Source organism: Solibacillus sp. FSL K6-4121, assembly GCF_038002585.1.
Classification (GTDB): domain Bacteria; phylum Bacillota; class Bacilli; order Bacillales_A; family Planococcaceae; genus Solibacillus; species Solibacillus faecavium.
Map to the genome: position 1 here is coordinate 32,652 of NZ_JBBOCS010000001.1, position 12,899 is coordinate 45,550.

The window sequence follows — 12,899 nt, forward strand, 5'->3', positions numbered from 1 at the left end:
AAACTGTTATTCAACTACCTGGTCCTTTAATGAAAAGTGACGTGATCCTTATTAAAGAATCACCCGATTGTGGAATAACGCATTACATTATAAATATTGTTATAGACCGATGAACCTGATTAGTTGAAGTAGTTTTAATACCTTTTTTATGGAAAGAATAGGAGAATGGAATTGGAATATAGAATTACTTAACTAATGACAAATTTAGGAGAATGAAATGAATAAATTTAGCCTACTTAATAAGTTTATTGTTCAAGAAGAAAAAAGAAGAAATGGTTAATATTCTATTAGAAGCAGCTGAATCAATGGAAACTCTAGATGAATGTGAAATATATCTTGTGAACATTACCGATAATGAACCGAATTCAGTTTACGTTTTGTTGAATAACGAATGCCCTTAGTTTTATTCGTCCAAAAGTTTATGAAATTAATATTCCCAAACATCGCTTTGGGAGCCTTAGGTGCTTTTATTCCATAATTTTAAATGTTACTATAAAGGTTAAAAATGTAAAATCGAGAGACTGGATTGAAATAACACTCTGAGACGCTGCAAAAGTAATTTTAAAGAAGACTGTTCGATCCATCTGTTCTGAATGGCTTAATGTTACGAAAGGACGCTTTGGGAGTATTTTTTTTATTAAAAAATTGACGCTTTTTTGGAGGTGTAGAAATGAAAGAAATAACAGGGCTGTACGTTATTTTAGCTGCAATATTTTTCGTAAACCTAATAAATATGACCTTGTTTAATAACGAATGGAATGGCATAGTAATGTGGCTTAACACGGGGTTATTTATAGTTGGTACTGCTTATTTTATATCGAGCAGAAATTTCATTAAGAAAAATTAGTTATTAAAGATTTATAACATATACAAAATAATTGCAAATAACGTTCCCAAATGAAAGTTTGGGAAGACACTAGAATGGCACACATGTTGTAAAATCACCGTTCGTGCTTTTTTTGAGGATTATTGCTTATAGAGTTTTTATACAAATGGCGCAAATGAATGATCCAGCAACTTTTATACTTTCTGTGCTTGTTCTTTAATTTACATAAAAACTTGTATAGCTAATCACTTAACGTTATAATTCCGCATCTTTTCTAACAATCACCTAGAAAAAATGGTATTCAACAATCTGGCCGGATTGTCGAACAATTATATTATATTCTTCCCCACATTCTTTCTACGTTTTCTAGCACTTTGCCATTAAAAGTTAATTTATATATATCTGGCATAGCGAGATTTTGCCAAAAAGAAAAATCATACTGGCTATCAAAATAATTCATGATTAAGACCATTATATTTCCATGTGTTCCGATAACAACATTTTCCCCTTTGTATTTCTCTAATATATTCAAAGTGGTTTCTACACCTCTTTTTTGAGCGACGATGTTAGACTCTCCACCCTCCCATGAAAAATTGTAGTCCTCCCATACTTTTGTTATTGCAAGAGTAAAATCGTTGGCTGGGACTGTGGTTAAAGTACGTTCTTTCAAACCATCTATAATTTCAACTTCTGTGTTTATGTATTCCGCTATGCCTTTGACTGTTTGAATAGCTCGTTTATACGGACTGGACACAACAATACCAATTTCCTCAGTTTTTAATAATTTAGTAACAACTGCTGCATCAGCAAAACCTTTTTCCGATAAAGGTCTATTTAATTCATCAGGTGTATATATAGAATGTGCGTGCCTAACAAAATATAAATTAGTCAATTTATCAGCTTCCTGTCATTTAAGTACATTATTTTGTAAGCCCTCTCGCAATAAATAAACTGTTTTCAAAAAAGAATGATAGTCAACAACCTGTCTCCTTTCACCCCATGAAAGAATACTAAACGCTTATCCAATTAGATTTAAACTTTTAAAACCATTCGTACCGTTTTTAAAATATGCCCATCAAATTCATCATCAAATTCTTTCACAACTTCAAAACCTTTTGCTTCATAAAATGTCTTTCCTATTTTATTGTCCTTTTCTACGTTGATATAAATCTCTTTTATACCGTCTAAATTATCGATTCCTTGTTGTAACAATGCTGAGCCTATTCCTTTACCTTGTTCTTCCGGATAGAGATAAATAGCACCTAATTCAGCTTTACCATCTTCTCTTACTGGAGAAAAGTTAGCGAATCCAACAATTTTACCTGCTCTCTCTGCCACGAAGAGAAAAGATTGCTCTAAACGTTGTTGCATTCTTTCATTACTATAAGCAGTTTTCAAGAATTTCTCTTGCACCTCTAAAGGAATTATTCCGTCATAAGTAGCATTCCAACTTGTTTTTGCTACATCTTGTACTTGTTTTATATCTTCTGATTGCATTTTACGAATTGTAAAGTCCATACAAACTCCCCTCCTGAACTAAAGCGTTTCATCCATAGCAAAGTGTAATTAACATTCACCCCTACATTTTAACATAAATATCCAATTATCTTATTCATGAAAAGTATCCAGATTCCTAAAGAAAGCGCAATTCCTTTTCAAGAATTGCGCCATCGTGACTGATGCACTCTATTAGTTCAACAACTTCCTTAAATCAATTCTTTTGTAGGTTTTATCATAAGAAGAACCATCACTATTATAAAAAATTGCTTTCTTTGTATATGGTTCTGAAATTGTTTCATAGAGATGCTTTTTAATTAACTTTATCATTTTAGGATTCTCTATTGGATCAACACTAACAAATATCTCCGCATACCCTAAATTCCTTGCAAGATTTTCTCTATATCTTATTAAATCTGAACCTATGCCATTTCCCCGATAATCCTCTTTTACATACAGGTCACTTAATTTTGGGTGTAAGGTACCTTTAATTTTAAGCACTCCAAAACCTACTATAAGTGCATTTTGTTCAGCAATTACCAAATAAATATCTTTATTCTCTAAGTAATTCTCAAATAAATCTCTATTATTTCTAATACTACATAAACCAGACAAATCGTTTTCATTGGCTAATCTTATAGTGTAACGCATCATAATTTTACTCGACCATCACTGCGTTTACATATACGACTTCAAGTAAAATAATACCAACAGCTACCATCATAATCGTCTCAGCTTGTTCAAAGCCAATTAATCCGAAAACCAGTAAACCCAGTCCCAAAACAGCAAATGTTACTCCGACTAACATGGCCAATTTCTTTTTATTAGTTACTCTTTTTTCGTTATAACCTGCTAGTAACCAAGTGAGTTTTTTCACCCCAACCAAATAACCAATTGCTACGAATACGGCTCCCATTACGATTAAATTTATCTCCAATACAAACGCCTCCTAATAATGTTTTAATACTGCTGGTACAATATAAAAAGGAATACATAAGGTAATTAACAAATACACTAAAATCATTTCCATATTAAAATTCAAGTTAAAAATGCCTTGGTTATCAACAAACAAAATCACGATTAATAGCGTATTTAAACCAAACATACTTCGTAAAGACCACGTTGAAATATTAGCATTTACGCGGTCATCCGTTACAATCTCTTCCTGTAGCAATTTATTTCGCTTGAATTTAGCAAATACAATTAAAGCGCCTATTCCTACTAAAAGAATCCATTTCATCATCGTACTCTCAATAAATAAAATCACCATTATTAAACAAATAACCGGTACATAAGTGAATAATTTCTTCATGCTTCCTCCTCCATCCAAAATAATTTCTCAATTGACGTATCCAATACATCAGCAATAAGTAAACATACTTTAATCGTAGGATTGTATTTTTGTGCTTCAATTAAATTCATCGTTTGTCTCGTGACACCAATTTGCTTCGCCAAATCTCCCTGCGTTAAATTCCCAAGTTCCATTCGTCTTAATTTAACGCGGTTTTTTATTTGCACCTCTTTCAATTCAAAACCTCCTTCCCCAAAATAAAGACGCCACTTTGCTGACATTTTCAAAATAAGGATAAAATTACCTTATAAATGAATTGTAATATATATATTACAATTGTCAATTATAAATTACACCCCATACATAAAAAAAGAGCAAACCAAAAAGAACAGGGGGAAATGGATTAAGTAAGTTTAGACCTTTGAATGAGGGAAATTTTTAAGATGATGCCATTAGAAGAGTGGTTGAAAAGAGAAGAATGACAACAGGTAAATGTTCAAAGAGACAATCCCAAAAGCTATGATTAGCTGAGGGATTGTCTGGCATGTGTATTTACTTTTAAAGAAATATATTTCCGTTATTTGAAGGAAGTAGTTCATTTTAGGGTAAATAAGGGAACGTTCTACCGTTATTTTCAATAAAACCATGAAATTTCATGTTTTTTAGAGCAATAACGGAATTTCCTTCCCTTATTTTCACTATTTTTTATGTTATTTTAAAAATAAGGGAAATTCATTCCTCTATTTATCTCATTACGAAATTCAATATACAAAAGCTTTGGAACCATACCTAAGAAAAAAGCGTGATCCTTGTTAAAGAATCACGCTCAATCTAATTAGCTGACAATCTGCTTTTAATGAATATCCGGCGAATTATTTGTGAGGATAATACAACGATAAAAATAATCCCGATCATAACAGCCATCATACCAGCGATGGATGTATCGAACCATTTCGCTACATAATACCCGCCAATAGCTGCCATGACGCCAAAGCTAATCGCATAGGCAAACATTTGCTTTAATGAACGACTGATTAAGTAGGCTGTCGCAGCTGGTCCAATCAGCATTGCAATAACTAATATCGCACCTACACTATCAAAGGCCGATACCGTTGTCATTGAAATCATCAGCATGAACAAATAATGCATGAAAACTATCGGTAGTCCAATCGAGGCTGCATATACCGGATCAAAGGTCGATAATTTAAACTGTTTGAAAAACAACGTTAAAATAATGATATTGATTAGTAATGCACTGCCTAGCATCCAAACTGCTTTTGGCATTTCAATCCCAAACAATGTGAGTTTATCCCATGGAACAAATGCAATTTCTCCCATTAATACATGCTCTACATCTAAATGAACATCCCCCGCAAACAGTGTAATTAACAGCACACTAATCGCAAAAAGTGTTGTAAAAATAATCCCGATGGCGGCGTCCTCTTGAATCCCATTGGAACGTAAGTATTGCACTAAAAATGCCGTTAATAAGCCTGCGAGTGCAGCTCCGATGAACATCGTCACACCAGACAATGTTTGTGTCACAATAAATGAAATAACAATACCGAAAAGTACTGTATGACTAATGGCATCTGCTATCATAGACATTTTCCGTAACACTAAAAATACCCCTGCAATACTACACGTGATGCCTACTAATACACCTGTTAAAACGACCCAAAACTCAATCATACTGCATCCCCCTCACGTTGCATTCGTCTCTTATGCAGGTATTTTCGAATTAAACCTGCTCTTGGACTAATGAAATAGGAAAGGATAAAGGCAAGTGCTGACACCAGCACAATCACGGGACCTGTTGATAAACCTGTTTTTAAGGAGCTAATATAAGTTCCTATTACACCAGAAAAGCCACCTAATAGCCCACTAAAAATTAGCATTCCCACAACGGTTTTTGCCCAAAGTTTTGCCGTTACTGCTGGGATAATTAATAAAGCCGACATTAAAATAACCCCTACTGCTTGAATCCCTGTGACAATCGCTAAAACAATCAATGCCGTTAAAGTAATTTTCAACATGTGTACAGGTAGTCCGATGCTTTTCGCATAAACCGGATCAAAAATCATTAACTTCCACTGCTTTTGGAGTAACACACTGACCAATAATATAAGACCTGCACAGAAAACCAACCAATATAAATCACTTTTTGTCATAGCTGCTGCTTTACCAAAAATAAAGTCACTTAACCCACTTTGATTGCCGCCTGGCTGGCGATTCACAATCGTTAAAAAGACAATGCCTATTCCAAAGAACACAGATAGTACTAACCCAATTGCTGCATCTGCCTTTAGCTTTGAGTATTGCACAATGCCTTGAATGCTATAGACAGCTAATGTAGATGTAATGACCGCTCCAAGCATAAGAATCGGCAAATCCTTCTCACCAGTAAGTAAAAATGCTAAAGCAACTCCTGGTAATGCTGCATGTGCTGCAGCATCCCCAATTAAGCTTTGTTTTTGTAAAAATGAAAATGTCCCAATGACACCTGCTGCAAGGCCGAGTAGCATCGTGCCCACTAAAATCCATAGTAGATTCCCACTAATCATACGAGTTCGCCTTCTTTATTAAATAAAACGAGGCTTCCACCATACGTTTTTTGAAGATTTTCCGCAGTAAATGTTGTTTTTAATGGTCCAGCTGCTAATATAGTTTCATTTAGTAAAACCGTGTAATCAAAATAATCTTCTACGGTTTGTAAATCGTGGTGGACAACAAAAATACTTTTCCCTTCATTACGAAGTCTCTTTAAAATTTCAATAATCATTTTTTCTGTCGCTACGTCTACACCAGCAAACGGTTCGTCTAAAAAGTACACTTGCGCCTCCTGTGCTAGTGCTCTCGCCAAAAACACACGCTGCTGTTGACCACCTGATAGTTCACCGATAGAACGATCCGCAAAGTCTTGCATATTAACACTTACTAACGCATCCATCGCTTTTTGACGGTCCTTCTTGTTAATCCATTTAAATAGCCCGCCATGACCATATCTTCCCATTAGTACAACATCAAGGGCAGTCGTTGGGAAATCCCAGTCTACTGCATTGCGCTGTGGGACATACCCTACAACACCATCTTTTGGCTTATAAGGCTTTCCTAGTATTTGAACAGCACCTTGCTTATTTTGTAGCTGATTTAAAACCGCTTTAAGAAATGTTGATTTCCCTGCACCATTTGGACCGATAATAGCTGTTAAATGCCCTTCAGGTACATTCACATTAATGTTCTTTAACACAATTTTTTTATCATAAGCAACTTGTAGTTGTTGAACCGACAATGCTTCCATAACTTTCACCTACTTCAATGAATCAACAATCGTATTGATGTTGTGCTCATACATACCGATATACGTACCTTCATCTGTTCCCTCAGCGCCCATCGCATCTGAGAACAACTCTCCTCCAATGATGACTTCATGCCCCTTTTCTTTTGCTCCTTCAATAACAGCCTGCATCGCTTTATCAGAAACACTTGATTCGACGAAAATGGCTTTTATCTTGTTATCTACTAAGTAGTTCACCATATTCTCAACATCTTTTACACCATACTCAGCCTCTGTACTAAGACCTTGTAACCCACTTACTTCAAAGCCCAAGCTTTCGCCAAAATAATTAAATGCATCATGAGCTGTTACTAAAATACGTTGCTCTGCTGGAATTTCTGCCACACGATCTTTTGCAAAGGCGAATAGCTCATCAAGTTGAGCTAAATGCTCTTTCTCGTTTTTTTCGAATGCCTCTTTATGCTCGGGATATTCCTCTACAAGCGTATCACCGATGCCGTCCACAACTTCTTTCCAAAGCATGATATCAAACCATACGTGTGGGTCACTTAACGAATTATCTTCCTCGTCTTCTAGTAGCTTACCTTCTTCTAATACTTCTGCTGCTGCAAACACTGTTTTATCCTTGCTCATCTGGTCAAAGATTTCCTGTAATTGTCCCTCTAAATGCAGACCGTTATAAAAAATCACTTCTGCATTATCTAGTTTAGTCATATCCCCTTGTGTTGCTTTATAAAGATGCGGATCAACTCCTGGTCCCATTAATGTTGTGACTTTCAACTTGTCACCACTAATTACTTTTACTGCATCAGCAATCTGACCTGTCGTTGCAACAACGTTTCCTTCCTTTTCTGCCCCAGCATTTGTTAAATCTTTATCATTACATGCTGCTAACATTAAGCTTAGCGCTGCAATTCCTAACCATTTTTTCATTATTTTATCTCCTTTTCATTATAATTTATTCTTTCGTCTATGAAATTATATTTCATGAGTGACGAAAAGTTTCCTTGAGGAAACTATAAACCAAAAAAAATATTTGTGCAATACAATACAACAAATTTTCAGTCACTTCCGTTTATTTCAATAAACCAATAAATACGTATAAATAAAACAGTAGTTAAAGCACCTCCGTAAAATCCCATTTTAATTACTTTTTAAACTGAAGAAGACACAATTCCTATTAAGAAATTGTGCCTGATTGTTTATTGTTTTCTGTTAGCTGGTTAGATGAAAAATCTTTTAATTAAATGTACTGCCTTTTATTTAACTGTAGAATAAATTAATTCTCCAGTTTCAGAAAATGCCCGAATGTTTACAGGCAAGAACATATCTTCATCGGATTTAATAAAGAAAAATCGCAATCCTTGGGGACTAAAGATTAAAGCATCTTCAAAGACGTTTTTCTTAGTTTCTACTTCTATTCGGTAAATCATTGGATTGAGAATTTGACCAAAGTAGTATGAAAGGCTTTTTCCTTTTGAACTTGCGCTCCAAGTAATTTCATCCTCTTCTCTAGGTGGATAAGCTGTTGAAATTAATGTAGATTCATATCCCTCTTCATCTCTCACCTTCCAATTCCCCAACCAATTTTGCTCTAACCGAGCCACCATTATTGAATGGCTATTTCTAAACATGGTTAACCAGTCCCCATCTATTTCCCTCACAAAATAAACCTCTTCAGTTGTTGGAGACCACTTGGCAGTCATGTTAAATACATCTTCTTCTGTCGGTAGTTGTTTATGATTATAAAATAAAAATAACGTTATCAATCCCGTTAATATTAATATGCCAATAAGTATCTTCCTCATTAATTGCCTCCTTAAATCCTTTTCATCATAACATAAATTTCCAAATTAACTTAAAGTTACTCCTCAATATGCCTTATAATGGAAATTAACTGGCTCCTTAATTTATTTATTTATCGTAAATTACTTTCTTACTTTTTTTGTGGGAAAAGGCTTTAAAAGCCCGTTATAACAACAATGCAACCTCAAGTTGACAATTTGCATTCCCCACGTGATAGAAAAAGGGTCCATGTTTTTATACATTATAACTAACAAAATACAAGGGAGTTGAAATAAATGGGATTTGGTGAAAAACTACTTAAGCTAAGAAAAGAAAAAGGATTTTCTCAAGAAACTTTAGCTGAAAAACTAAACACTTCAAGACAGGCAATTAGCAAGTGGGAAAACGGTCAAGGATTTCCTGAAACAGAAAAACTCTTAATGATAGGAAATATCTTTGAGGTATCGATCGATTACTTATTGAAAGATTCTGTTGAAAACAATGAAGGAAATGAAGAAGGTTATTATGTAAGCAAAGAGATGGCAGAAGGTTTTTTATTAAACACAGAAAAAACTGCGAAACATATTGCGTTGGGATTTGGACTTTTTGCATTGGCATTTGAACCGTACTTAATTATGGGGACAAATTCAATGCTAGGGGTTCTCTTGATTATTGTCATCGCGACTTTAGGAATCATTTCTTTTGCAACACTAGGTTTTGATGAGGGGCAATATTCCATTCTCAAAAAAGAAGTTTTATTATTTGATTCCAATTATTTTAAAGAGCTAACAGGAAGATACGAAGGCTTTAAAAGAAAATATTCTGGAGTAATGGTGATTGGTGCTTGTTTACTGGCGGTGGGATTCTTAGCTTTTGCCTTGGAGAACAAATTAGAGATGGGTATTTTAGTTCCTTATTATCCGATCTTTGTATTTTTAATCGCTGTTGGTCTTTATATATCGGTACGTGGTCTTACAATTCTTTCCGCATATCAATTATTGGTTAATAACGATGAGCATACTGGCCGGTTTGGTTTTAAATTAAAACAGAAGGCAAAGAAGAAATTCGAGGACTTTTAAGGAGAAATTTGAGTAAGGGGGATTATAAATGATTTGGACATATTTTATTATTTTTATATTAGCTGCAATTCCATTTTTTGAAGTGACAATGATCGTACCGATTGCAATTATCGGGGGTATGCCGGCAGTCCCAGTGATTCTTGTTGCCATTTTAGGAAATTTATTAACGGTTGCTTTATTTATTATATTTGTAGACTCGATCCGTAATTGGCGTAAAAAGAAAAAAACAAATGTAGAAACGAATGATTCTAAACGTCATCAACGTGCAAAGAAAATTCGCGATAAATATGGTTTACCAGGTTTAGCGTTTATCGGTCCGTTTTTTATAGGTACTCATTTAACAGCATTACTAGCTGTCACTTTTGGTGGTACACGCCTAAAAACTTTAGTATTAATGACCGCAAGTATCGCATTTTGGGCAGTTTCACTTGGCGGTGCCGCGTATTTAGGGTTTGATTTTCTAGCGAAAGATGAAGAAGATTTTGGTTTTATTACAAGACTTTTAAATCAATAAAAGAAACGTTCTTGCTGCAGAAGGTAAAATTTCTTCTATTCAAGATTTGCGCCAGATTGTTGGAGATTTAATATTAAACCACACTTACTTATGATACGGGTCTCCATAAACTGTCTAATTGTGATTTTTTATGAATTATACTAGGAATATATAGACTTAAACTTTAAATATATAGTTAAATTTGTAAAAATACTATATAATTTAACCTATATCCTATATAAGGAGATTAGACTATGCGCATTCACTATAATCAAGGTTTATTCACACAAAACCGATATAACCAAACAAACACCGAGTTGAATAAAACTCTAAATAAACTTTCATCTGGTTACCAAATAAATCAAGCTGCTGACGATGCTGCAGGATTAGGTATTAGTGAAAAAATGCGCTCTCAAATTCGCGGATTAGAAAAAGCTGAAAAAAACATTCAAGATGGCACTTCTCTTATACAAGTAGCCGATAGCAGTCTTAATGGTACTCACGAGAACTTGCAAAGAGCAAGAGAACTTGTTATTCAAGCCGCCAATGATACATTAACTCCTTCTGATCGACAAATGATACAAAAGGAAATTGAACAAATCAAGGACGGCATCAACGATATCGCTAATAACACTGAATTTAACGGGATTCATTTGTTAAATGTCCCGCAAGAAACTATAGAAATAAGCAAAACTGAAACAATCATTATCGGTACAGAAACAATTACTCAAACAAATCCAACAACCAATAAAATTATTAGCGTAAAACCAGGAGTTGAACACCGTGTAACTGCTGGGTATATAGAAATTCCTGATCCACCGGTGCCTTCTCCACTAGAAATTGAAGCTTTGTTCGGAACTATTACTGGTGCAAACTGGCCTGACATGAATGTTAAAAGTCCAACCGGTGAATTATTTGGATACAATACCCCAATTATGCCCGGCTCTGACTATCAAGAAAATACATCGAATACTTCTTCTGATAAGGCAACATACTCTGGATACAGTGCATCCAACGAAAAAATGACGTTTGAAAATCCGATAAGTGGCAGGTGGTATATAGAAATTAGGCATGATGGCGGTCAAGATACATCCACTTTTAATCTAAAATCAAATTATTTAATTTACGATGAATATACAACTGAAAGTACTATCACTACGACCATTCCTAAAACTGAAACCGTAACGACTATAGAGAAAATCGTTCCTAAACCATTACTACTGCAAGTAGGTCCCAATGAGGGCCATCATTTTAAAGTAAGTTTAACAGATGCTCGCACTACTGCTTTAAACATAGATCAAATTGTCGTAGATCCTTATGAAAAAATAAAAGAAGCTTTAGAAAGAATAGATGAAGCTATTCAAAAAATATCAGGTGAACGAGGAAAATACGGTACCTATCAAAATGCATTAGAACACATTTTAAATAATGTTAGTAACACTAAGGAAAACCTCACTAGAGCCGAGTCACAGTTACGTGATGCGGATATGGCAAAAGAAATGTCTAAATTGAAAAAGGATCAAGTTCTTTTGCAATCATCTCAATCAATGATGGCGCAAATTAATCAAATGAGCCAAGGGATTTTAGAAATACTAGGTTAATTATTAAGTCAACAAAGCACCAATCCAATAGAGGATTGGTGCTTTACTGTTTTCTCAAAAAACTGTATCTACTTATGGTACGGTTTTCCGTAACTTGAATAAGTGCGGTTTTTATATTGCACTTAAATATAAATTTAATGAGGCTTCTACTTCTTTTGCAACAAGCTCAACAAAATCATCATAGTCCGTCGTTGTATGCGCTTTATCTAAAGCATTATAGTATGCTAATCGGTTTTCTACTCGGATGATAATTGGTGGATAACCAGACTTCATTAACTCTAAATTCAATAAAAGTCGTGAAGTACGACCGTTTCCATCAATAAATGGATGAATGCCAACAAAGATTGCATGTAACATTGCACTACGTACAATTGGATGTAAATTTTGTGCTTCACTTTTATACCATGACATTAACGCATCCATTTCTTCTTGAATTTTAAATGGTGGCGGGGGTGTATGCACTGCACCTGAAATAAATACTTGCTGGTCTCGGTAAACACCTGCATAGCTATCATCGATCCCTTTTAAAACAAGACGATGTAAGTTTTTAATTTGCCATTCCGAAAAAGGTTCTTCTTTATGCACAACATCCTCAACGTACGAAATCGCATCTCGGTGGTTAATCACTTCTAAATGCTCTCGCATCGTTTTGCCGCCAACTGTAATACCTTCTAACACAACTTTTGTTTCGTTAATTGTTAGTGTATTACCTTCTATGGCATTTGAGTTGTATGTCCATTCAAGAAAAAGCTTTTCACGTAAACTTTGCACTGTATATTTCGGTAGCGGTCTTTTTTCATCCAACTTCTGTTTCTTTAAATCAATTTGTTCGAACATATTTTCAACTCCTTTATGTAACTTTACATCATGTGACTTGGATATTAAAAAATACAGATTTTAATTTCTCCGATTAATAAGTATGAATAGTTCACTATCTATTTTATATTCCAAATGTTTTATAAAAATAAGTACAAAATGAAGAAAGAAGTATACTTATTTTATACACCTAGCGATTCAAATATCGGATGC

16 protein-coding genes are annotated in these 12,899 nt (G+C 34.5%); 4 read left to right on the forward strand and 12 right to left on the reverse strand.

All coding sequences use genetic code 11. The features are described from left to right. The first annotated feature begins 670 nt into the window (after positions 1-670). The gene (locus MHH95_RS00205) at positions 671-847 is read left to right on the forward strand and encodes a hypothetical protein (RefSeq protein WP_340725967.1); all 177 of its coding nucleotides are present in this window, start codon (positions 671-673) and stop codon (positions 845-847) included. A 313-nt stretch (positions 848-1,160) separates the two neighbouring features. Here the strand turns inward: MHH95_RS00205 and MHH95_RS00210 are convergent, their stop codons facing one another. The 11 genes from MHH95_RS00210 to MHH95_RS00260 all read right to left on the reverse strand — a co-directional run bounded on the left by MHH95_RS00210 (position 1,161) and on the right by MHH95_RS00260 (position 8,720). Next, positions 1,161-1,718 (reverse strand): histidine phosphatase family protein, encoded by a 558-nt coding sequence (locus MHH95_RS00210; protein ID WP_340725968.1) that lies wholly within the window; start codon positions 1,716-1,718, stop codon positions 1,161-1,163. Between the two features lie 140 nt (positions 1,719-1,858). Beyond that, the gene (locus MHH95_RS00215) at positions 1,859-2,344 is read right to left on the reverse strand and encodes a GNAT family N-acetyltransferase (protein WP_340725969.1); all 486 of its coding nucleotides are present in this window, start codon (positions 2,342-2,344) and stop codon (positions 1,859-1,861) included. Positions 2,345-2,515: 171 nt separating this feature from the next. Further along, positions 2,516-2,977 carry a GNAT family N-acetyltransferase gene (locus MHH95_RS00220; RefSeq protein WP_340725970.1) on the reverse strand — a complete coding sequence of 154 codons (462 nt, stop codon included), beginning with the start codon at positions 2,975-2,977 and terminating at the stop codon, positions 2,516-2,518. A gap of 4 nt (positions 2,978-2,981) precedes the next feature. Then, complete coding sequence (locus MHH95_RS00225) at positions 2,982-3,260, reverse strand: DUF3784 domain-containing protein (RefSeq protein ID WP_340725971.1); 279 nt, start codon at positions 3,258-3,260, stop codon at positions 2,982-2,984. A gap of 12 nt (positions 3,261-3,272) precedes the next feature. After that, complete coding sequence (locus MHH95_RS00230) at positions 3,273-3,635, reverse strand: hypothetical protein (protein ID WP_340725972.1); 363 nt, start codon at positions 3,633-3,635, stop codon at positions 3,273-3,275. Then, on the reverse strand, positions 3,632-3,841 hold the full coding sequence (locus MHH95_RS00235) for a helix-turn-helix transcriptional regulator (RefSeq protein ID WP_445682998.1): 210 nt from the start codon (positions 3,839-3,841) through the stop codon (positions 3,632-3,634). The genes MHH95_RS00230 and MHH95_RS00235 overlap by 4 nt, the downstream gene beginning before the upstream one ends. A 604-nt stretch (positions 3,842-4,445) precedes the next feature. Further along, positions 4,446-5,306: a metal ABC transporter permease gene (locus MHH95_RS00240; protein ID WP_340725974.1), complete on the reverse strand. Its 861-nt coding sequence runs from the start codon at positions 5,304-5,306 to the stop codon at positions 4,446-4,448. Next, complete coding sequence (locus MHH95_RS00245) at positions 5,303-6,178, reverse strand: metal ABC transporter permease (protein ID WP_340725975.1); 876 nt, start codon at positions 6,176-6,178, stop codon at positions 5,303-5,305. Before MHH95_RS00245 ends, MHH95_RS00240 begins: the two co-directional genes overlap by 4 nt. Continuing rightward, a complete protein-coding gene (locus MHH95_RS00250) occupies positions 6,175-6,915 on the reverse strand; it encodes a metal ABC transporter ATP-binding protein (RefSeq protein WP_340725976.1) in 741 nt (246 codons plus the stop codon). The genes MHH95_RS00245 and MHH95_RS00250 overlap by 4 nt, the downstream gene beginning before the upstream one ends. A gap of 9 nt (positions 6,916-6,924) precedes the next feature. Beyond that, positions 6,925-7,845, reverse strand: a complete 921-nt coding sequence (locus tag MHH95_RS00255; RefSeq protein WP_340725977.1) for a metal ABC transporter solute-binding protein, Zn/Mn family — start codon at positions 7,843-7,845, stop codon at positions 6,925-6,927. Positions 7,846-8,171: 326 nt separating this feature from the next. Beyond that, the gene (locus MHH95_RS00260) at positions 8,172-8,720 is read right to left on the reverse strand and encodes a hypothetical protein (protein ID WP_340725978.1); all 549 of its coding nucleotides are present in this window, start codon (positions 8,718-8,720) and stop codon (positions 8,172-8,174) included. Positions 8,721-8,993: 273 nt separating this feature from the next. Between MHH95_RS00260 and MHH95_RS00265 the strand changes: the two genes are divergently transcribed. The 3 genes from MHH95_RS00265 (at position 8,994) to MHH95_RS00275 (ending at position 11,870) form a co-directional block, all read left to right on the forward strand. Continuing rightward, entirely contained in the window at positions 8,994-9,776 is a 783-nt protein-coding gene (locus MHH95_RS00265; RefSeq protein WP_340725979.1) for a helix-turn-helix domain-containing protein, read from the forward strand. 28 nt (positions 9,777-9,804) lie between these two features. Then, on the forward strand, positions 9,805-10,290 hold the full coding sequence (locus tag MHH95_RS00270; RefSeq protein ID WP_340725980.1) for a small multi-drug export protein: 486 nt from the start codon (positions 9,805-9,807) through the stop codon (positions 10,288-10,290). Between the two features lie 233 nt (positions 10,291-10,523). Further along, positions 10,524-11,870 (forward strand): flagellin, encoded by a 1,347-nt coding sequence (locus MHH95_RS00275; protein WP_340725981.1) that lies wholly within the window; start codon positions 10,524-10,526, stop codon positions 11,868-11,870. Between the two features lie 111 nt (positions 11,871-11,981). On the opposite strand, the gene MHH95_RS00280 is transcribed toward MHH95_RS00275, so the two are convergent. Continuing rightward, a complete protein-coding gene (locus MHH95_RS00280; RefSeq protein WP_340725982.1) occupies positions 11,982-12,707 on the reverse strand; it encodes a Fic family protein in 726 nt (241 codons plus the stop codon). Positions 12,708-12,899: the final 192 nt, after the last annotated feature.

What these genes read in the sequence shown, in the direction of transcription:
- MHH95_RS00265 (WP_340725979.1), top strand. Translation starts at nt 8,994, where the DNA reads ATGGGATTTGGTGAAAAACTACTTAAGCTAAGAAAAGAAAAAGGATTT.
- MHH95_RS00245 (WP_340725975.1), bottom strand. Translation starts at nt 6,178, where the DNA reads ATGATTAGTGGGAATCTACTATGGATTTTAGTGGGCACGATGCTACTC.
- MHH95_RS00255 (WP_340725977.1), bottom strand. Translation starts at nt 7,845, where the DNA reads ATGAAAAAATGGTTAGGAATTGCAGCGCTAAGCTTAATGTTAGCAGCA.
- MHH95_RS00220 (WP_340725970.1), bottom strand. Translation starts at nt 2,977, where the DNA reads ATGATGCGTTACACTATAAGATTAGCCAATGAAAACGATTTGTCTGGT.
- MHH95_RS00280 (WP_340725982.1), bottom strand. Translation starts at nt 12,707, where the DNA reads ATGTTCGAACAAATTGATTTAAAGAAACAGAAGTTGGATGAAAAAAGA.
- MHH95_RS00240 (WP_340725974.1), bottom strand. Translation starts at nt 5,306, where the DNA reads ATGATTGAGTTTTGGGTCGTTTTAACAGGTGTATTAGTAGGCATCACG.
- MHH95_RS00275 (WP_340725981.1), top strand. Translation starts at nt 10,524, where the DNA reads ATGCGCATTCACTATAATCAAGGTTTATTCACACAAAACCGATATAAC.
- MHH95_RS00270 (WP_340725980.1), top strand. Translation starts at nt 9,805, where the DNA reads ATGATTTGGACATATTTTATTATTTTTATATTAGCTGCAATTCCATTT.
- MHH95_RS00260 (WP_340725978.1), bottom strand. Translation starts at nt 8,720, where the DNA reads ATGAGGAAGATACTTATTGGCATATTAATATTAACGGGATTGATAACG.
- MHH95_RS00230 (WP_340725972.1), bottom strand. Translation starts at nt 3,635, where the DNA reads ATGAAGAAATTATTCACTTATGTACCGGTTATTTGTTTAATAATGGTG.
- MHH95_RS00250 (WP_340725976.1), bottom strand. Translation starts at nt 6,915, where the DNA reads ATGGAAGCATTGTCGGTTCAACAACTACAAGTTGCTTATGATAAAAAA.
- MHH95_RS00215 (WP_340725969.1), bottom strand. Translation starts at nt 2,344, where the DNA reads ATGGACTTTACAATTCGTAAAATGCAATCAGAAGATATAAAACAAGTA.
- MHH95_RS00205 (WP_340725967.1), top strand. Translation starts at nt 671, where the DNA reads ATGAAAGAAATAACAGGGCTGTACGTTATTTTAGCTGCAATATTTTTC.